The 21,002-nt window shown below is 45.1% G+C and carries 18 protein-coding genes; 12 read left to right on the top strand and 6 right to left on the bottom strand.

Annotated elements, in window-relative coordinates; translation table 11 throughout:
• Entirely contained in the window at window positions 1-789 is a 789-nt protein-coding gene (locus J7I42_RS25330) for a DUF3667 domain-containing protein (RefSeq protein ID WP_209141679.1), read from the top strand.
• Here the strand turns inward: J7I42_RS25330 and J7I42_RS25325 are convergent, their stop codons facing one another.
• Together J7I42_RS25325 and J7I42_RS25320 are read right to left on the bottom strand one after the other, a co-directional pair.
• Window positions 790-1,728: a sterol desaturase family protein gene (locus tag J7I42_RS25325; protein WP_209141678.1), complete on the bottom strand. Its 939-nt coding sequence runs from the start codon at window positions 1,726-1,728 to the stop codon at window positions 790-792. It lies immediately after the preceding gene.
• Between the two features lie 90 nt (window positions 1,729-1,818).
• Window positions 1,819-2,718: a sterol desaturase family protein gene (locus tag J7I42_RS25320; protein ID WP_236065587.1), complete on the bottom strand. Its 900-nt coding sequence runs from the start codon at window positions 2,716-2,718 to the stop codon at window positions 1,819-1,821.
• 191 nt (window positions 2,719-2,909) lie between these two features.
• On the opposite strand from J7I42_RS25320, the gene J7I42_RS25315 reads away from it, so the two are divergent.
• From J7I42_RS25315 to J7I42_RS25305, 3 genes are all read left to right on the top strand, one after another.
• The gene (locus tag J7I42_RS25315; protein ID WP_209141676.1) at window positions 2,910-3,422 is read left to right on the top strand and encodes a YkgJ family cysteine cluster protein; all 513 of its coding nucleotides are present in this window, start codon (window positions 2,910-2,912) and stop codon (window positions 3,420-3,422) included.
• 144 nt (window positions 3,423-3,566) lie between these two features.
• Window positions 3,567-5,816: a cation:proton antiporter domain-containing protein gene (locus tag J7I42_RS25310; protein WP_209141675.1), complete on the top strand. Its 2,250-nt coding sequence runs from the start codon at window positions 3,567-3,569 to the stop codon at window positions 5,814-5,816.
• A 315-nt stretch (window positions 5,817-6,131) separates the two neighbouring features.
• On the top strand, window positions 6,132-6,407 hold the full coding sequence (locus J7I42_RS25305) for a DUF4242 domain-containing protein (RefSeq protein ID WP_209141674.1): 276 nt from the start codon (window positions 6,132-6,134) through the stop codon (window positions 6,405-6,407).
• Window positions 6,408-6,512: 105 nt separating this feature from the next.
• On the opposite strand, the gene J7I42_RS25300 is transcribed toward J7I42_RS25305, so the two are convergent.
• Window positions 6,513-7,133, bottom strand: coding sequence for a hypothetical protein (locus J7I42_RS25300; RefSeq protein WP_209141673.1), 621 nt, complete (start codon window positions 7,131-7,133; stop codon window positions 6,513-6,515).
• A 243-nt stretch (window positions 7,134-7,376) separates the two neighbouring features.
• Here J7I42_RS25300 and J7I42_RS25295 point away from each other — a divergent pair, with 243 nt between their 5' ends.
• Complete coding sequence (locus J7I42_RS25295; RefSeq protein WP_209141672.1) at window positions 7,377-7,769, top strand: hypothetical protein; 393 nt, start codon at window positions 7,377-7,379, stop codon at window positions 7,767-7,769.
• Here J7I42_RS25295 and cysM read toward each other — a convergent pair.
• Window positions 7,766-8,638 carry a cysteine synthase CysM gene (gene cysM / locus J7I42_RS25290; RefSeq protein WP_209141671.1) on the bottom strand — a complete coding sequence of 291 codons (873 nt, stop codon included), beginning with the start codon at window positions 8,636-8,638 and terminating at the stop codon, window positions 7,766-7,768. The genes J7I42_RS25295 and cysM overlap by 4 nt on opposite strands.
• A 254-nt stretch (window positions 8,639-8,892) precedes the next feature.
• Here cysM and J7I42_RS25285 point away from each other — a divergent pair, with 254 nt between their 5' ends.
• Window positions 8,893-10,149 carry an MFS transporter gene (locus J7I42_RS25285; RefSeq protein WP_209141670.1) on the top strand — a complete coding sequence of 419 codons (1,257 nt, stop codon included), beginning with the start codon at window positions 8,893-8,895 and terminating at the stop codon, window positions 10,147-10,149.
• A gap of 99 nt (window positions 10,150-10,248) precedes the next feature.
• Here J7I42_RS25285 and J7I42_RS25280 read toward each other — a convergent pair whose 3' ends face one another.
• Together J7I42_RS25280 and folK are read right to left on the bottom strand one after the other, a co-directional pair.
• Complete coding sequence (locus J7I42_RS25280; protein ID WP_209141669.1) at window positions 10,249-10,881, bottom strand: deoxynucleoside kinase; 633 nt, start codon at window positions 10,879-10,881, stop codon at window positions 10,249-10,251.
• Between the two features lie 59 nt (window positions 10,882-10,940).
• Complete coding sequence (gene folK, locus J7I42_RS25275) at window positions 10,941-11,429, bottom strand: 2-amino-4-hydroxy-6-hydroxymethyldihydropteridine diphosphokinase (RefSeq protein WP_209141668.1); 489 nt, start codon at window positions 11,427-11,429, stop codon at window positions 10,941-10,943.
• Between the two features lie 59 nt (window positions 11,430-11,488).
• Here folK and sppA point away from each other — a divergent pair, with 59 nt between their 5' ends.
• From sppA to J7I42_RS25245, 6 genes are all read left to right on the top strand, one after another.
• A complete protein-coding gene (gene sppA / locus J7I42_RS25270) occupies window positions 11,489-13,246 on the top strand; it encodes a signal peptide peptidase SppA (protein ID WP_209141667.1) in 1,758 nt (585 codons plus the stop codon).
• Between the two features lie 467 nt (window positions 13,247-13,713).
• Complete coding sequence (locus J7I42_RS25265; protein WP_209141666.1) at window positions 13,714-14,811, top strand: ABC transporter permease; 1,098 nt, start codon at window positions 13,714-13,716, stop codon at window positions 14,809-14,811.
• A gap of 99 nt (window positions 14,812-14,910) precedes the next feature.
• Window positions 14,911-15,405: an SRPBCC family protein gene (locus J7I42_RS25260; protein WP_209141665.1), complete on the top strand. Its 495-nt coding sequence runs from the start codon at window positions 14,911-14,913 to the stop codon at window positions 15,403-15,405.
• 31 nt (window positions 15,406-15,436) lie between these two features.
• Window positions 15,437-15,946, top strand: coding sequence for a DUF2911 domain-containing protein (locus J7I42_RS25255; RefSeq protein ID WP_209141664.1), 510 nt, complete (start codon window positions 15,437-15,439; stop codon window positions 15,944-15,946).
• Window positions 15,947-16,471: 525 nt separating this feature from the next.
• Entirely contained in the window at window positions 16,472-19,639 is a 3,168-nt protein-coding gene (locus J7I42_RS25250; protein ID WP_209141663.1) for a SusC/RagA family TonB-linked outer membrane protein, read from the top strand.
• A gap of 16 nt (window positions 19,640-19,655) precedes the next feature.
• Complete coding sequence (locus tag J7I42_RS25245) at window positions 19,656-20,963, top strand: RagB/SusD family nutrient uptake outer membrane protein (RefSeq protein WP_209141662.1); 1,308 nt, start codon at window positions 19,656-19,658, stop codon at window positions 20,961-20,963.
• The last annotated feature ends 39 nt before the right edge of the window (window positions 20,964-21,002 follow it).

Below are 21,002 nucleotides of genomic sequence, written 5' to 3'. Positions count from 1 at the left end.
ATGCATCCGACTAACTGTTTAAACTGCGGTTCAAACCTTGAATCCTATAAGTTTTGTCCGGCCTGTGGCCAGAAGGCCACCACGCACCGGTTAAGTTTTCATGATCTGTGGCATGATCTACTGCATTACTTTACCCATGCGGATAAAAGCATCTTTCGACTGGTGGGTGCGCTGGCGGTACGGCCGGGTGTGGTAGCCAGGGAATATGTGGATGGTAAACGGGCCAAATATTTTAAACCGGTCAACCTCTTTCTGGTGGTGGGTAGCCTGCTGGTTTTAATACTCGGTATTTTTCACCTGCAAAACGAAGAAGCCATCACAGATTGGCAGCGGCAGGCAGCTGCAATCAGGGATGTTAATCAGCAGAAACTGGCATTGGAAAGGGTCGAACGACTTCAGGATGTTTATCATTATGGCGCCAAATATTCCAATGTACTGAACATGCTGGTATCGCCACTTACTGCATTGATCTTCTGGCTTTTTTACAAAAAAGCGCGGTATTCTTATATCGAGCATCTGGTAGCCAGTATGTTTTTTATTTCATTTGTCATGCTGTTCAATACCCTGTTGATAGTGCCCTGGCAAAGCAAGATAAACGTTTCGGTAAGCTGGATATTCTTTTTGATACCGGATGTAATTTATCGTTCGTTTGCTTATCGCCAGTTCATGGGCAGGAGGGGTATTGGCCCTTTGTTGAAAGCCATGGGTGTTATGCTGGTAGCGGTGTTTGTCTGGCTGGTAATTTCCAATTTCCTGATACAGCTGTATATTATAACGGGATTTAAATAACTATCGCTTCATAGCGATAAAGGCTTCTTCCTGTAAAACAGAAGCAGGTTGCCCATCTTCTTCGGCACGCATTTCCTCGCTTGTTTGGCGGCTGCCATCATGGCTCCAGCCGGGAGGGCCAAACAGGTAATTCCATTTTTCTTTAAAGCCAATGTCTTTACGGGCCACGTCTTTCCACATGGCTATCCATTCATGAAAGATGATGGTCAACGGGGTTTCCTTTTCAATTGATTTTGTTAAACCGTATTTGATGGGTTGGTATTCCCTGTCGGTCAATTCAGGTTGAAAGGTGCCGAACATTTTATCCCAGATGATCAGGAACATACCCATATTCTTATCCAGGTATTTGGCGTTGGAAGCATGGTGCACCCGGTGATGGGAGGGCGTTACCAGGAAGTATTCCAGAAAGCCCATTTTATTGATCAGTTTAGTATGCACAAAAATGCCCCAGATCTGCGTGGCTGAATAAATGAAAATGATGTCTATCGGCTTAAAACCCATCAATGCCAGGGGAATAAAGTACAGGAATCTATATAGGGGTTGAAATACCGAAGAGCGGAAACCTACGGTAAAATTAAAATGTTCCGATGAGTGATGCGTAACATGTACAGCCCAGAAGAAACGCACTTCATGATCGAAGCGGTGCAGCCAGTAATACATAAAGTCTTCCAGCAGCAGCAACATTACCCAATATACCACAACATGGCTAAAAGAGAACATATGATGCCGGTAAAAATAATCGAGTATCACCACATAAATACCGCGGAACAGCAGATCGAGCGCGCCATTCATCAGCATCAGGTAAACATTGGCGGCGGTATCCTTCCAGCTATATAGTTTGCGGTGTTGATAGTTACTTAACAGCAATTCTAACCCGATAATGATCGCGTAAATAGGCGTACTGGTAAGAATCAATATTTGTTCACGCAGGGAGTTCATGTAAGCGGGGCAAAAATAAAGTAAGTGATCGAATTATCATAGTTCGACCACCCAGGTATTTTATTGTTTAACCTCAGGAATAAAGTATTTTCAATTCATTAACGATTGCTCCGGGGTATTTTTTTTAATATGTTCCTGCAGCCGCATTTGTTTACTTGTCATGCTATGGCCATCGTGACTCCAGCCCGGGGGACCAAAGAGATACATTAACCGTTGTTTAAAAGTGATGTTTTTCCGGCGCATGTCGCGCATAATGTCTTTCCATTCATGAAAAATGAGAGTAGGTATGGACTCATTTTCCAGTTCATGGGTAATACCATACCGGATGGGTTCATATTGTTGCGGCGGTAATTCCTTTTGAAACGTGCCGAATAATTTATCCCAAAAGATGAACACGGTGCCCATGTTCTTATCGAGGTATTTAGGATTGGAAGCATGATGTACGCGATGATGGGAAGGGGTCACGAAAATGTATTCCAGCCAGCCCAGTTTTTTTACTTTCTCGGTGTGGGTGAGGATGGCCCATACCTGTCCAACTGAATAAATAAAGAAGATATCTATCGGGGGAAAACCAGCCAGTGCAATGGGAATAAAAAACAGAAAACTATAGAAGGGTTCCAGTACGCCGGTGCGAAAGCCTACCGTGAAATTATAATGGTCACTGGTATGATGGTTTACATGCACCGCCCAGAATAACCGGCAATAATGGCCCAATCGGTGCAGCCAGTAATGCATCATATCAATGAACAATAAAAGGATTATCCAATAGGCTATGGAGTGCGGCCATTTATATAAGCTAACGCTGAAAAAGAAGGTGAGTACGATGAGGCTGATGCCCCGCATGGCGAGGTCGGTTAAACCGGTTAAGATGCTGAGTAGAAAATTATGAAAGGTATTTTTCCAGGTATATGATTTTATGCCCTCCAGATGACTGATCAGTAATTCGGTCCCAATGATCAGTACATACAGTGGGGTTGTCAAAAGCAACATTATCTGGTCGTACAATCCATGCATAGGAATTAAAAGACAAAAACCAAACCATTACGGTGTGGATGGTTTAACTTGCAGATGAATACGTTGCGTATTGAAGGGTAGTTGGCTGAACGTTAAAAAAAAGCCATTTTAACCGTTAAAGTAACGCCTTAAGGTATTTTTTAACAATTGAATCGTATAATACGCCCATGGCAGCACATAGTGAAAATAATGGATCCATAACGGGGTTGGAAGATGGTAACTGGAAAAAGAAAAGTGCTGAGCATCAAAAGCAGTACAGCAATCTGCTAAAGCGGGCAGATAAGAATAAAGTGTTGAAAAAATTACCCGATCTGCATGAGGAAGCATTTTCAAAAGTAGACTGCCTGCAATGCGCCGCCTGTTGTAAAAATTATTCGCCCCGTTTTAAGACGCCTGATATAAAACGTATCAGCAAACACCTTAAAATGAAGGAAAGCGTATTTATAGAAACTTATTTGCGTTTGGATGAAGAAGGGGATTATGTGGTAAAACAAACGCCCTGCGCGTTTTTAGGCGCAGATAATTATTGCAGTATTTATGACGTTCGTCCGTCTGATTGTGAGCGATTCCCATATACCGATGAAGATGTAGTGTTGAAACGGGTGCCCCTTACGTTGAAGAATTCGACTTTTTGTCCTGCCGTTTATTATGTGTTGGAGAGGTTGTTGGAGGTGAAGTAGTGAGTTGTGAATGGTGAGTGGTGAGTGGGCTCGCGAAATTGCAGCATGCTGAAAAATCGGGAACCCACTCACAACTGACCACTGACATTTACAGTTTCAGAAATCGAGAATTCCAATTTAAGATATATCCTCTAAAGAAACCTGATGTCCCATTTACCAACGCTCATACAAGATCTCGCCCTGATACTGGCAATTGCCAGTGTAACCACCCTGTTATTTAAAAAACTAAAACAACCTGTTGTGCTGGGGTACATCCTGGCTGGTATCCTGGTTGGGCCCAATTTCTCTTTACTGCCTTCTATCAGTGACCTGGAAGGGGTGAAGGTTTGGGCTGATATTGGGGTAATATTCCTGTTGTTCAGCCTGGGGCTTGAATTCAGTTTTAAAAAACTGGTGAATATAGGCGGCACAGCCGGGGTTACCGGTATTTTCGAGGTCGTTTGTATGGTGGGGTTAGGCTATGTCACCGGAAAACTGATGGGCTGGCCATTTATGGATTGTATTTTCCTGGGCGGCATCATTGCTATTTCGTCTACAACGATCATCATCCGGTCTTTTGATGAACTGGGGGTAAAGACTAGAAAGTTCGCCAGTGTGGTAATGGGCGTGCTGGTGGTAGAAGACCTGGTGGCAGTGTTGCTGATGGTATTGTTATCTACCCTGGCGGTAAGCCGCGAGTTTGCGGGTATGGAAATGTTGTATTCAGTATTAAAGCTCGCTTTCTTTTTATTTCTCTGGTTTCTCTCTGGGATCTTCCTGATTCCCGGATTTCTTAAATGGGGCCGGAAAATAATGAATGAGGAAACCATGCTCGTTATTTCACTGGGCCTGTGTTTGCTGATGGTGGTAGCGGCCACCTATGCCGGATTTTCGGCCCCGCTGGGCGCCTTTATCATGGGGTCCATATTGGCTGAAACACCCCAGGCTGAAAAGATCGAACACCTGGTTCAACCCGTAAAGAATTTATTTGGTGCGGTATTTTTTGTATCTGTGGGGTTGTTGATAGAACCGGACATGTTGATGAAATACATAGGGCCGGTATTTATCCTGTCATTTGTGGTGATTTTGGGTAAAACGGTGAATATTACGTTTGGCGCATTGTTATCGGGCCAACCGTTAAAACAATCGCTGCAGGCTGGAATGAGTATGGCGCAAATAGGGGAGTTCTCATTTATTATTGCCACACTGGGGCTATCGCTCCAGGTAACCAGCGATTATTTATACCCGATAGCGGTGGGCGTATCGGTGATCACCACTTTTACCACGCCCTATATGATCCGGCTGGCCGACCCGTTATTCACCTGGCTGGCGCCCCGCCTGCCCATAAGATGGCGAATGGCCATTAATCAGTACAGCACCGGTGCTCAAACCATCCAGGCTGAAAGCGAATGGCGGATCGTATTGCGGTCGTACCTGTTACTGATGGCCACCAATTCAGTGATCGTTATTGCCCTGGTGTTTTTATCAGGTACTTATTTGTTGCCCTTTGTAAAAGGGAGTGTGCATGGGGAAATATTGGCCAGTATACTGACTTTTGTGATAACCCTGGTAGCCACTGCGCCCTTCCTGTGGGCATTGTCAATTCGTAAAATGCATTCCCTCTCTTACCGGAATTTATGGCTCGATAAAAAATACAATCATGGTCCGCTGGTAATGCTGGAAGTGGTACGGAACCTGTTGATGGTGGTAATGGTGGGTTTTATGGTTGACCTGCTGTTTGGTACTATAATCGCCTTTGTGGCCATCCTGCCAGTGATTGTGGTTGTGTTGCTGGTGTTCTCCCGGAGGTTGAATTCTTTCTATGCGCGTATTGAAAAACGGTTTTTAACGAATTTAAATCAGCGGGAGCAGATGCAATCCTCTGCATCGGGGGACCTGACGCCCTGGGACGCGCATATGGCTTATTTTACCATGCCGCCCGAGTCGACGGTTGTGGGCAAAACATTGGTAGAGCTGGCCTGGCGGGAACAATATGGCATCAACATCGCTTACATTGAACGCGGTTCCTTTACTATTACGGCACCAGCCCGCACAGATGTGTTATATCCGTTCGACAAGATCGCAGTGATTGGTACGGATGTGCAATTGGAGCAGTTCCGTTCTATTCTTGAATCTGCTATTCTGCCGGCTAAAAACGTAGAAGAAGAGATCACCCTAAACAAGATTATTGTTGATGAACACATAGCTGTGCGTGGAAAGACCCTGCGTGCATCGGGCATTCGCGAAGCCACCAATGGATTGGTAGTGGGCATCGAGCGCAATGGCGAACGCATTTTGAATCCGGATTCCACCACGGTCTTTGAATGGGACGATATTGTTTGGATTGTAGGTGAACGCAAAAAGATAGAGGAGTTGAAGGTATCGGGGATTCAGAAGATGGGGAATGGGCAATAGGCAGAGGGCAGACGGCAGACGGCAAATGGCAGACCGGACCTTCGCTTCGCTCAGGTCCGTTGATGGGCAGAGGGCAGAGGGCAAATGGCAGACCGGACCTTCGCTGCGCTCAGGTCCGTTGATGGGCAGACGGCAGACGGCAAATGGCAGACCGGACCTTCGCTGCGCTCAGGTCCGTTAATGGGCAGAAGGCAGAGGGCAAATGGCAGACTGGACCTTCGCTTCGCTCAGGTCCGTTAATGGGCAAATGAATCCTGTCTTCGGTCAGTTTTTCGCGTGGCGGCAATACAGTAACTTTATAGGAAACAAATTGCAATGCCAAAATACGTTATAGAAAGGGAAATGCCGGGGGCTGGTAATCTTTCACCTGAACAACTACACGAAGCAGCACAAACCTCCTGCGGGGTCTTATTCGAGCTGGGTCCTCAGATCCAATGGGTCCATAGTTATGTAACTGATGACAAACTCTATTGCATTTATAATGCACCCGATGAGGCCGCAATTATTCAACATGCAAAACAGGCCGGCTTTCCTGCCAATAAAATAAGCAGGGTCAGGGCGATCATTGATCCTACTACTTCGGAGGTTTGATTGACGTGAAACGTGAGACGTGAAACGGCCCTCCTACGCTAAAGCTTCGGCGGGCGAGGTCGGCAATCTTGGAACCATAACCCAGGATCCTGAGCCTGGCATAGTTCATTTACTTTTTACTTCCTCTTTAACTTTTACAGTTGGGGCCTGTATTTTGGGCGGCTTGCCATTACTATTATTTGCAGTATGCGTATTACTATGCGGAATGCTGTTTTTTTTAGCTTGCACTATTTGATTGTTCCCCATTTTAAACGCAACATACAACAGGCAACCCGTTACTATAAACTGTATTACCGTTAGTGAATTGGATAATACATGCATAGCCGGACTAATAGCTTTTTTCAATTGTGTTTCACTGAGCGCCGACAGGGGTGGGAATACAGCCGCATCGCCAAAGTACACCATTTCTGAAATGATCACCTGTTTATTGATGGTGGCAATCAACAATATGAGCATTGACCCTGCTACTAACATGATCACATTCGACGCCTTACGGGTAAATTGATGCCTGATCTCTTTTATCAGGAAAATAAAAAAGGCAAAGAATACAAAAAGCGGCAATACTATTTTCCAGGATGAAATGGTAAAGTAGGTTTCATGCAGGCGAATATCGAAATGATTGCTTAGGAAAGTCCAGCCAAATACAAATATGGTGACCAATACAGTGGCATTCAGAATTAATCCCAACCAGATCAATTCAATGAGTAACGGCTTAAATTTTTGCATAGGTTAATCAGGCTTATCCTAAATATACAAAAATTGTGCTTTTTTTAGCGGCAGGGGGATTTGACTTAGCTTAATGTCTGATAGCTATCGTGTTAATGAAACTTTTATAATATATTGTAGACTCATCGATCAAGGATAATTGTAATGACGATACAAGAAGCACATTCGATAGCAACAGATTTTGTTGAAAGACATAACAAAATGAGGTCTGCAAATTCCGATGTTAGATGGCGGGTAGGTCGTATGATAGAATTTACAGAATGCTATTATTTTGATCACATCTATACCCATGCAGATGGGAGGGATTGGGACGTGGCGCCTGTAGCCAGCAGCCAAACAGGGTTTGTTGTATCAAAATATGATGGATATGCACGAACAGTTACACGTATTGATTTGATCTTGTTAAAGGAGGAGGAAAGGAGAATGGATGAACTCTACGAACTGGCGCTGAATGTAAAAGAGAAAAAAGCAGGCCTGGATATAATAAAAAGCAGGTACGGCCTCAATACCAAACAATTATTGATTTTCCTGAAGGTTATCCAAAAGGAAACTTTCGACCGGTTAACGGTCACCGCTAAACTGGAAGAAATAATAAAAAATATCCGGCAACATAAATACCCCGGTGAATCGTATTAACCAAACAGATCGCTGCTCAGGTACCGGTCTCCACGGTCGCAAACGATAAACACAATAACCCCTTCTTTGATCTCTTTGGCCAGTCTGAAAGCGGCAGAAGCGGCGCCGCCACTGCTCATACCGGCAAAAACGCCTTCCACTTTTGCCAGTTGGCGGGTAGTAAGTGTAGCCTCCTGCTGCGATACATCTATGATGCGGTCAACGCGGCTGGGATCAAAGATCTTAGGCAGGTATTCCTTAGGCCAGCGGCGAATACCGGGGATAGATGACTCTTCAGTTGGCTGACAACCTATTATTTGAATGTTTGGATCTTTCTCTTTAAAGAACATAGAACAACCCATAATGGTACCGGTAGTGCCCATAGAACTTACAAAGTGAGTAATACCTCCATTCGTATCACGCCATATTTCGGGACCGGTGGTTTTAATATGGGCTTTATAATTATCGGGATTAGAAAACTGGTTCAGGATCACAAATTCGCCGGTAGCTGCTTTTTCTTCGGCATAATCACGGCATTTTTCAATATTCTCCAGTAACGTTACTCTGGCGCCATAGGCTTCCATGGTGAGCGTTCTTTCGCGGGTTGAGGTGGATGGCATTACCAGTTCAATATCAAGATTGAACAACCGGGCAACCATAGCCAGGGCAATGCCGGTGTTACCACTGGTAGCCTCAATAAGTTTTGAACCTGGTTTTATTTCCCCTCGCTCTAATGCCGATTTGATCATGTTCAATGCGGGCCTGTCTTTCACACTTCCGCCGGGATTATTCCCTTCCAGCTTTGCATAAATAGTCACATTTGGATTGGGATTCAGCTGCTTGATCTCTACCATCGGGGTATTGCCTACCAGGTCTATGATGCTTGCCATTGTATTAATTTAACAGGAACTTGAAATTACCACTTTTATAATTTATTCTATCGCTGCGGTAGAATATAATGTAATTCTAATGTCTTAATTGGTGCAAAATTATATACGTGGAGTACTACTATACAATTTCAAGACTGAAATGGTTCATTCAATTGATTTTATATTTTCCTGTTGCTTTCCACTGGCACATATAAACAATAACAGTTACTTTTGCCAACGATTTACATGTTTGTTGAACATCAAATTGTTATAGCATGTCAGCCGATCCGGTAGCCGATAATCCTTCAAGCCCCTTTGTTTCTGTTCGGATAAAAGAGTTTCGCCTGTATATTATTCAACGGTTCTTTTTCATAATGGCCATGCGTATGATTGCTACCGTGGTAGGCTGGAAGATGTATGAGCTTACCAAAAATCCGCTGGCAATTGCATTTATCGGATTGTCCGAAGCCGTACCTGCCGTTATCCTGGCCTTGTATTCAGGCCACGTGGTTGACAAAAGCGACAAACGCACCCTTCTGTTCAAGACCATCTTACTATATTTCATAAGCTCTTCGGCGCTTCTGTTCATAACCATGCACAATACTGAAGTAAGCATGGGCAAGAAGTTTGTTCAGTTTGCCATTTACTTTGTTATTTTTTGTACGGGTGTTATTCGTGCTTTTTCAGGACCGGCCACCAGCTCTATTCTGGCCCAGCTGGTGCCAAAAAGTGTGTTGCCCAATGCGGTTACCTGGAGCTCCACTACCTGGTTATCGGCCTCTGTACTGGGGCATGCTTCTGCCGGTTTTTTGGTGGCTTATTATGGTTATACGGGTACTTTTATTCTGATCATGGTATATATAACCATTGCCGCTACGGCCCTGTTCCAGATAGAACGAAAACCCATTGCTCATACCAATAGGGGGCAGGATGCCTGGGAAAGTGTGAAAGAAGGATTACGTTATGTTTTCTCTACCAAAGAATTACTGGACGCTATTACGCTCGATATGTTTGCGGTATTGTTTGGCGGCACCGTAGCCATGATCCCATTTTTTGCAGGTGATATTTTGCATGTGGGCGCCATTGGTTTTGGCTGGTTGAATGCGGCGGCCGATATCGGTTCCATGAGCGTTATATTAACCCTTACGTTTTATCCCTTGCGCAAAAAGCAAGGCATGGTGCTGTTGTTTGTGGTAGCTGGTTTTGGCCTCAGCATTATCACCTTTGGGTTATCCAAGATCTATGCCCTTTCCTTCATGGCCTTATTACTGAGCGGCGCGTTAGATGGGATCAGTGTGGTGGTAAGAGGGACCATTCTGCAATTAAAAACGCCTGATAATATGCGCGGGCGTGTGTCTTCCGTAAACTCCATGTTTATCAATTCCTCTAACGAGATCGGTTATTTTGAAAGCGGGGTGGCTGCCAAGTTATTAGGCATTGTTCCCTCCGTGATATTTGGCGGCGCCATGACCTTACTGGTGGTGACCGTGATGTGGTTTAAAGCGCCTACGCTTAGGAAGTTTGAATACTGAGTTAACAGTTCTCTGTAGGTTTGTAGGTTATTAAGTTTGTTAGTTTTTGAGTTCGTTAGTTTATTGTTGCCGCGTCGCGGTTCTCTGCCCTCTGCCTTTCTACGGTAAAGTGAAATAGTGCTGCCCCGGGTCATAATCCTGTTCAAGCGCATCGATGATCACCTGCACATGTTTGGGATTGCCCAGAAAATCGGCATTACTGGCATCAATGAACAGTGTTTTAATGTTGTGCTGTTTTATATAGTGCGTATAGGTTTGCTGAATATTCAACAGGTATTCGTCGGGAATATGTTGTTCGTAAGAACGGTTGCGTTTTTTTATATTTTGCTGTAAGCGTTCAACCGGCGCATGCAGGTAGATCAGCAGCTCGGGTTGGACCAACTGCTGGTGAATGATCTCAAACAATTTTTGATACAGCCGGTATTCTTCTTCCGGCAAATTGATCTTGGCAAACAACAGGCATTTGGTAAACAGGTAATCTGTAATAGTAGTACTTTGAAACAGATCACTGGTATGGATCAGTTCCTTCAGTTGTTTATAGCGTTCGGCCATGAAGAACAACTCCAGCGGGAACGCATATTGCTGCGGGTTTTCATAGAATTTGGGCAGGAAGGGATTATCGGCAAATTCTTCCAGGATCAACCGGGCATTGTAATGCCGGGCCAGTAAATGGGCCAGGGTTGTTTTTCCTGCACCAATATTTCCTTCTATAGTAATGAAATGATATTTCATGGGTGGTTCTTAAAACGTGAAACGTGAAACGGCCCTCCTACGGCGGACGAGGCAAACTATCAACTCCCGGTAAACTGCTCAACTCCCAGATCATCCCTGCATTCCGCCAACAACCGGGCAATTGTTTTATGAAAAACAGGGTGTATCAGATCAGGGGCGATCTCATTCAGCGGCACCAGCACAAAACGGCGGTTTTGCAACTGTGGGTGGGGGATGGTAAGATGAGGTTCATGCATTACCAGGTCGTTATAAAAAATGATGTCGATATCGATCACCCGGGGCCCGTTCTTTTCCATTCTGCGGCGTCCCATTTCCTCTTCTACCGATAATATGATGGTTATAAGCTCCTGTGGGGTTAACGAAGTGGTTAATAGCAACGCCTGGTTCAAAAACGCAGCCTGATCGGTTTTGCCCCAGGCAGCCGTTTCGTACACGGCCGATTGTTGTATTACCGGCCCGCAGGTAGCCGATAACAGGGCAATAGCCTGGTGCAGGTTTTGCAACCGGTTGCCCATATTGCCGCCTATCAGTAAAAAGACTTTATTCATATATTGCATTCCCTCGAAGGGTCAAATATCTTTGAATTTCGTTTAAAATAAATTTGTTAATGAAGAGCTTTTTTAAAATATTCCTGGCTTCGTTATTGGCATTCTTCGTGTTATGCCTCATTCTCTTCTTCATTTTTGTGGGTGTAATAACCGGTTTAACCTCCTCGGAAAAGGTAACCACAGGGGCAAAAGCAGTATTGGTGCTTGACCTGGGCCGTAATTACCCCGAAATTGGTGTGGAAAATCCGTTATCCCGTTTTTCCGATAAGGAAGATGGTGACGTTCCCTCCCTATATGACGTATTACGCATGATCCGGCATGCAAAGACAGATACTGCTGTAAAAGGTATTTACATCAAATGTGGCAGTAATGCCAACGGTATGGGCGCCAGTCAGGAGATCCGCAATGCGTTGGCTGACTTTAAAACCACCGGCAAGTTTATATACGCCTATGGCGATGTAATTACCCAGGGCGGTTATGCAGTAGGCAATATTGCCGACAGGATCTATTGTAACCCCAAGGGCGGGGTCGACTGGCGGGGATATGCCGTACAACTTGCCTTTTTGAAAGGGCTGTTGCAAAAGCTGGAAATAGAACCCCAGATCTTTTATGCGGGCAAATTCAAAAGCGCTACCGAACCCTTCCGCGAAACACAAATGACCGATGCCAATCGCCTGCAGTTATCGGTTATGCTGGGCGATTTTTATGGCCGCTTATTACAACAAACCGCAGAAACGCGTAAGCTTGACACCGCTACGTTGCATCAATATGCAAACGAATACAAGATCCAGTATGCAGCAGATGCAGTGACCTATAAATTGATCGATGGATTGAAATACGACGATGAAGTAAAGAATGAGATCGCTGCCAAACTGGGTGGTGTAAAGCTCGACAAGATCAATTTTATTACCCTGCAGAAATATGCCAAAGCGGTGGATTTTAAACGCGATGGCAAAGAGAAGATCGCCGTTATTTATGCGCAGGGTGATATCATCGATGGCAAGGGCGACCGGGATATGATCGGCAGCATTACTTACCGCGACCTTTTTCGCAAGGCCCGCCTCGATAACAACATAAAAGCAATTGTAGTGCGCATCAATTCTGGCGGCGGCAGCGCCCTGGCCAGTGAAAATATGTGGCGCGAACTTACCCTGGCCCGCAAAGGCGGAAAACCTGTGGTGGTTAGCTTTGGCGATGTGGCCGCTTCCGGTGCCTATTATTTATCGTGCAATGCCGACAGTATTTTTGCTCAAACCAATACTATTACCGGTTCCATTGGGGTTTTTACGATGTTGCCAAATCTGGAGAAATTCTTCAATAACAAACTGGGTGTCACCTTCGACGGTGTAAAAACAGCTCCTCAGGCCGATATGCTGGTTGCCACCAAGCCATTAACACCGGCGCAGAGGACCTATCTGCAAAACAGCGTTGATTCCATTTATTTAACGTTCAAGCAAAGAGTGGCCGAAGGCCGTAAAAAAGAAGTGAGTTATATCGATAGCATAGGGCAGGGCCGCGTATGGAGCGGTTCCCGCGCACTGCAACTGGGACTGGTTGACCGCCTAGGTGGGTTGGATGACGCCATTGCCTGTGCCGCCCGGATGGCCAAAATAAGTGATTACCGGTTACGCGAATATCCCGAAACGCACAATTTGCTGGATATGATCCTCGGCAAATATGAAAATGATAATACCCAATCGGCCATACAAAAAGAACTGGGTGAAGACGGTATGAGGACCTATCAAACCATGAAACGGGTAAAACAAATGGTAGGGGTAACGCAGGCGAGGATACCTTTCGATATGTCAATTCAGTAATCCCCCGCCCCCTTAAAGAAAGGGCATATAAGATACTAAGGTGGGTCGCTTTTACAAAGCGGCTCACCTTTTTGTTTTGAAGCAAGGCAGACGGCAGACGGCAGACGGCAGACGGCAGACGGCAGACGGCAAACGGCAAACGGCAGACGGCAGACAGCAGACGGCAGACGGCAAACGGCAGACGGCAAACGGCAAACGGCAGACGGCAGACGGCAGACAGCAAACGGCAGACAGCAGACGGCAAACGGCAGACGGCAAACGGCAGACGGCAAACGGCAGACGGCAGACAGGGAAAACAAAAGGTATTGGGGCTCCTACACTGCTGCCGCGGATTCGGCACGCGAGGCAGAAAAATGAGGCGGCGCAAGGTTGTTTAATAATTTCAAAAGGCGCGAACTGTTTGCCGTCTGCCGTTTGCCGTCTGCCGTTTCACGATTACCTTTGCCCCCTAATTTTTGAGATAAACTATGTCGGGTCAATACAACCAATGGACGGCCATGTGGGCTATTTGCAGGGCCACACTGCGGGCCATATTTAAAAGTCCCCAGGCCATTTTTTTTAGCCTGTTCTTTCCCATTGTACTTATAATGGTTTTTGGCGCATTGACTGGCGGAGGCGGAAAGGCCTATGATGTGGCTTTTGACGCCAAAAGCGATACCACCAGCAATGTTTATTTTGCTATTAAGACCATCCCGGCTTTTGACATTCACCAGGGAAGCGAAGCGGAATTGCTCGACCGGTTAAAGAAGGGCCGTATTACTGCGCTGATCGAAGTAAAACCGTTGACCGCAAATGCTTCCGGACCAAAGTATGATATTCATTTAAAGACCACCTCGGCCAGTCAGCGTGACCTGCCCGCTGTTCAAGCTCTTTTGAATAGTTTTGTTAATGAGGTAACGGCCAATTCAATGCCCAATAAGATCGCAACCGTTTCGGTTGAAGAAATGCCGGGCCGTCAGTACCGTATGATCGATTTTTATTTACCTGGAATGCTGGGTTTTTCCCTCATCGGTTCTGCCGTTTTTGGAGTGGCATTCGTTTTCTTTACCCTGCGCGAAACCCTGGTGTTGAAACGGATGTTTGCCACACCGGTACGCAAAACATTTATTGTATTGGGTGAGAGCCTGGCCCGTGTGGCGTTTCAACTCACTACTTCTATCATATTGATCTTATTCGGTACCTTCTTTTATCATTTTACCCTGGCTCATGGGTTTGTGACCTTTCTGGAATTACTGGTTCTAAGCTTCCTGGGGGTAACCGTATTCATGGGTTTTGGTTTTATTATCAGCAGCGTGGCCAAGAACCAGAATGTGATCCCCATTTATGCCAATCTGTTCATGTTCCCGCAGTATTTTTTATCGGGCACCTTTTTCCCGAAAGGGTTACTGCCCGAAAGTATGCAGGTCATCATCAATTACCTTCCTTTAACAGCGTTGAACGATGCCATGCGTAAAGTCTCTTTCGAAGGCATGCATTTGCTGGGCGTAGGCAAGGAGATCACTATTTTAATTGTGTGGTGTTTGTTAGCCTATAGCATTCTGATCAGAATATTCCGTTGGGAGTAAAAAAGGCGGCAGAAGGCAGATGGCAGATGGCAGACGTCAGAAGCTCCTGCGGGGCAACAAAAACTTAAAATTTAGAACTCAAAACTCAAGAACTATAAAATGAGAATAGTGAAACTGGCCATCATCAGTGTGGTGGTGTTATTTTTGGTCACGTATCTTTTTTCTTTGATCATTCCCTCCCAGATCCGGATCTCAAGGGCAATGAACATTTCAGTATCTAACGACAGTTTGCGCGCCCTGGTGACTGACCTGCGTCAGTGGAAGCAATGGAATGAGCTGGTGAACAACCCTGCTCTTACCAATCAGCAATATGCTGAAAAATCATATTCGAGCGATCAGTTAAAAGTAACCAGTGAGCCTTCAACCGGGGATACCCTTTTTACTGCCTGGCGTCAGCAAAATGCGCGGGTGCTTGCCAGTGGGTTTACCTGGGAGGGCACGGGTGATCAACTGGTTTTACAGTGGTATTTTGATGTAAAATTAAAGTGGTACCCCTGGGAAAAATTTAGTAGCATAGTTTTTGATAAGCAATTGGGGCCGCCTATGGAGAAATCGCTGGGCAATTTGAAAAAGTTGCTCGAAAAAAATCCATAAAGGCTTACATTTCATCTTAAAAAGAAATAGTATGAAAAAATTGTTGCTTTTGTCTGCCATAGCTTTGGTGGCAATAGGCGTACAGGCCCAGGGTGATAAATCACAAAGACCCAGCCCGCCTGCTAAAGTATCAGAAACTACCAGTAACGGGGTCACTATCTCTATTGATTATAGTCAGCCTTCCGTGAAAGGCCGTACAATCGGGACCGATATTGCGCCGTATGGTAAAGTATGGAGAACCGGCGCCAACGAAGCTACCGTGTTTGAAGTGAACAAAGACGTAAAGGTGGAAGGCAAAAGCCTGCCTGCCGGAAAATATGGTTTGTACAGCATTCCCGGTAAAGAAGAGTGGGTGATCATCTTTAGTAAGACCTGGAACACCTGGGGAACCAATTACAAGGAAGCAGACGATGCTTTACGCGTAAATGTAAAACCCGGTAAAGCGCCCAGTGCTACTGAACGTATGACCTTCACTGTTGATAAAAGTGGTAAGGTGTCATTATTGTGGGGTAATGAAGAAGTAGATTTCAAAGTTCAATAAGGTTAAGCGTATATAAGAGTAAAGTAAGCAAAGAGCTGTCCTGAGCGTTAGCAAGGGATGGCTCTTTGCTTTTTTGTTAGAGGGTCATTTGCCCGTTTTTTCTACTACCACTGTCGTATTCTTTACAAGTTCTGCATGGTTTAGCCGGAAAAGGAAGTATTACTAATTACTATAATCCTAAACCCGCATAAACACGCAGGAGTGTGCTTTTTGTTTTGGTAATTTGCGTTTTAATGCTGAATTTGGTGTTAACTAACTGTTGCGGTATGCTTTACACCATTAGAAAGGCAATTGATCTGAGAGGAATTGATCGCTGGATTGGTACCTGCCACCATCCTGTTATTACTACCGGAGATACATACATCCCAATTAATCCAACACATCTTTTTTTATCGTTACTGCCAGGTTTTTGAAACCGCTGGCAGCATCCGCCCCTATACACAACTACCCGAAATAATTGAACGAGCATAAACCTGTCCTTCAAACGATTCCTAGTATTTAATTATTAATTCGAAAAAAAGGATTATGACCCAACTTTCATTAAAGAGTAGTCGATCAGTAAAAGCAGTTGGCTTATTACTGTTCTGCCAGCTGATTGTGAGCCTGACGTTTGCTCAGGTTCATATTAGTGGAAAGGTAACCGGTAAGGAGAATCAGCCGTTAACCGGTATTTCCGTTACGGTTAAAAACACCAATTTTGGTACTGCTACCGATCCATCGGGCAATTACAGCATCAATGCGGCGCTAAAACCAGGCAGTTATTCGCTTGAATTTTCGGGAGTGGGTTTTAAAAGCGCCTCACAAAGCCTGCAGGTTGGCAGTGCTGAAAATTATACGGTGAACTATACCATGTCTGAGGATGCGTTGGGTTTGGAAGAAGTAGTAGTAACGGGTACTTCGGAAGGAACTACCCGTAAACAGATTGGTAGTTATATCAGCACCGTAAAGGCCGATCAGTTGAATAAAGGCGCGACGGGTAATGTACTGGCGGCATTGCAAGGAAAGACCGCAGGTGCCCAGATCGTACAAAACTCGGGCGACCCGGCCGGGGGCATTTCGGTTCGGCTGCGTGGGGTCAGCTCTTTGAACGGTTCATCGGAACCCCTGTATATTGTTGATGGGGTGATCATCAATAATTCTACTAACCGGGTTACCAATACCCAAAATACGTATGATGCCGGTAGTGCCGGACCGAGTAATACTCAGGGGAATACGTTTACAGGAACGCCAGGCCAAAGCCGAATGGTGGATATTAATCCGGCTGATATTGATCATATTGAAGTGCTGAACGGCGCTGCGGCATCTGCCATTTATGGTTCCCGCGCCAATAGCGGGGTGGTGCAGATCTTTACTAAAAGGGGCAGTGCCGGTTTACCCACCGTAAGTTTTTCAACCGGTATCATGACAAGCCACCTGCGCAAAAAACTGGATGTGAACGAAGCTCCGGTGAAATTCGGTGGTCCGCCGGATGGGCCGAATGCATTTACACAAGACCTGATTTCCACTACAGGTACACCAGCTGCGTTGCCTACCAATACAACGCCCGTTACCCGGTACGATTACCAGGATTATATTTTTCAAACCGGTTTGGGCACCGATAACAATGTATCAGTGGCTGGCGGAAAAGATAAAACCAAATACTTTGCCTCTGCTTCTTATTTCTATAACGAAGGGATTATCAAGAACACAGATTTTAAGCGTTTCAGCTACCGCGTTAACCTCGACCAGGAACTGGCTAAATGGGCCAATATAAGTGTCGGGTTAAATTACATAAACAGTGCTGCCGATGAAAAGCCCGATGGCAACTCGTTCTTTTCACCCATGAATTCGGTTACCATCATTGGGAATTTTCACAATATCTGGCAGCGGGATGCGCTGGGTAATTTGCAAAGAGTAGGTGAAAGGCTTCGCATAAATCCCGTATCGGTAATAGAAGATTTTAAACAAAAACAGGAAACCAACCGGCTTATAGCCAGCGCCAAATTGAAAGTAAAGCCTGCAAAGGGATTAAGCTTCGATTATACAATGGGTATTGATAACTACGGTCAGCGTGGTACCACCTATATGCCGCCTTATGCATATGTAGCCAATACGGCCTTCTATGGTGGTGGATCACCCAACATTGACCCTGCTTTGAATGGGTATGCCAGTAATGGCGCCAATACCTTCTTCCAGATAAACCATGAAATAAACGGCACCTACCAGACAAATATAAACGATGACTGGGCATCTACCACCCAGGTAGGTTATGCGGTTCAATACGAAAAAAATAACCTGAGCATATTGCAAGGCAGGGGTATGACGCCTTTTGTAGAAACGGTTAACAGCGCCAGTACGCAACTGCCAGGCACTGATTACCGGTCAGAGTTTTCTATTGCAGGCGGCTATCTGCAACAGAATTTTAAATTCAAAGACCAGTTATTTATTACAGGCGCCGTGCGGGTTGATGGATCATCAGTATTTGGTAAAGACGAACGCAGCCAGGTGTATGTAAAAGCAAGCGGAAGCTATCTGTTGTCTGGCACCGATTGGTGGGGTAAACTGCCCCTGTCAAAATGGTGGGATGTAGCCAAACTCCGGCTTGCGTATGGGGAATCGGGAAACATGACAGGGATTGGTCCTTACGACCGGTTTAATACTTTGCCTATAAGTTCTTTTTTGGGCAGAACTGCATTATATAGCAAATCAAGCCTTTCCAATACCAAGATAAGTCCTGAACGGCAAAAGGAATTTGAAGTGGGTACCGACCTGTCTTTTTTTGCGAACCGGCTCGGTTTGCAGTTCAACTATTATAATAAAAAAGTAGATCACTTACTACTCAACCGCAATATTGCACCCACCAATGGGTACTCAAGCCTGTTGGATAATTTTGGGGCTCTGGAGAATAAAGGTTTCGAAATAGTATTAACAGGTACACCGGTGAGAAATAAAGACTGGAGTTGGGATGTTACTGGCATTTATAATCACAATCGCAATAAAGTGGTAAAGGTTGGACAGGCTGTTTCTTTAAGCACCAATGCCGGCGCTCCTATCTGGTTAATTGAAGGACAACCCGTGGGTATTTTTTACGGAACATTTTTCGCTACCGATGCCAATGGCAATCAGATAAAAAATGCTTCAGGATTCCCGTTGACAGAAAGAGGGGCCAAGCAAACCGATCCGCTGCAGTATACACCACAACGTGATGCCAACGGGTTGCCTACCGGAGATGCTTTACTAAAAGTAATTGGCGACCCCAATCCTGATTATACCGCTACTTTGGTAAATGAAGTAAGCTATAAAAAAATCGGGTTACGCGTTCAGTTCGATGCCGTGCAGGGTGTTGATGTATGGAATGCCGATTTCAGAACAAGACAAGGGGTAGGCAATGGTAAAGTAGCGGAGCAGGAACACCTGGGGCTATTACCCCGTGGTTATATCAACAGTGTGTACCAGATAGAACAATGGCGCGTGGATGATGGTTCGTTTGTGAAACTTCGTGAAATAAGTTTGAGCTATCGTTTAGGGAAATTTAAGATCTTTAATGACCTCACCTTTAGCCTTAGTGGCCGTAACCTTATCTCCTGGGATGACTATAAGGGATATGACCCCGAAGTGAATGCCGGTGGCCAAAGTACCTTGTTACGGAATATTGATTTTGGGACTGTGCCTATTCCCCGCACGTTCAGTTTCAATATTGCTGCTAAGTTTTAACACCCAAAACTATTTTATGAAGTATACAACAATAAAATATACAACCTGTTTTGCAATGGCTGCGTTGATGCTGCTGTCTGTTGCCTGTAAAAAAGATTATGCCGATCCCAACAATGCTGCGGTAGAAAACGTGGTTAAATCATCAATCGGATTAACTGGGATGGTAATAGGTTTACAAAAGAACTATACAGCTACCCGTGCGGGTTCCATATACAACCTCATTACCACTGATGGGTTTGTTTCAAAACAATTGGTCATCCTTAACCAGGGTAATACTGCCGAATACCAGCTTTACCAGGGTGGCCCGTACGTATTGAACACCAATTCCATTGCGATATCATTTTGGACAAACTGCAATAAGGTGATCTATGATGCCAATACCGTGCTTGCTTTTACTCCCCAATTGGGTGATAAAAATTATGCCAGTGGGTTGATTGCCTATGCCAGTATATTTAAAGCTTTAGCTATTTCCAATATGGCTATGTTCTGGCAACAGATCCCCGATACCTCCACGCCTGGCGTTCCTGTCAATTTCGTCCCCAATACGGAAGGGTATACCAGGGCATTGAATGTGATCAACAATGCCATTGCTACAGTCACTGTAGATACGATCAGCGGATCATTCCTTTCGAATGTACCCGCTGGAATTAATATTGTGAACACCTTGCATGCATTAAAAGCGCGCTTCTCCCTGTATACCGGAAATTATGCGCAGGCACTGGCAGAAGCAAATATGGTAGATCTTACCAAAAGATCAACTTTCAATTACGACGTGGTAACGCTGAACCCTATATTTGAAACGGCCACTTCTACCAATAACGTTTATCAACCCATTGATTCTACCATGGGATTGCCGCCGGCATTGGCGCCCGACCTGGCAGATAAACGCGAGCCTTTCTATATCACTATCTCTACCGGTTCAGGTAACCGTTTTCGCCTCAGTAACTTTTTTGCCACTTCTACCGGCTCTATACCAGTTTATTTACCCGGTGAAATGACCTTAATAAAAGCAGAAGCCTATGCCCGGCAGAATGATCTGGTAAATGCACAGATCGAATTAAACAAGGTGATCACCAAACAACCTGCTGCAGACCCATTTGGCGTTGGGGCAGGCTTGCCGGCAGATCTTACGCCTTATACCCAGGCGCAACTGCTCGATCAGATCTACCGTCACCGTACCATTGAATTATATTTATCGGGTTTGCATGAATTTGACAGCCGACGGTTCAACCGGCCTAATGCGGAACGCACCCGGAATTACCTGCCTTATCCAAATGTTGAACATAATGGTAATCCCAACACACCCGATGATCCTACTTTTTAATATTTTAATATAACGGATCAATTTTTTATGCAACCCTGC

Origin of the sequence: Niastella soli, assembly GCF_017742245.1 — a bacterium.
GTDB classification, from domain to species: Bacteria; Bacteroidota; Bacteroidia; order Chitinophagales; family Chitinophagaceae; genus Niastella; species Niastella soli.
Note: the sequence above shows the minus strand (reverse complement) of the source record. Positions and strands in the feature narration are given on the sequence as shown.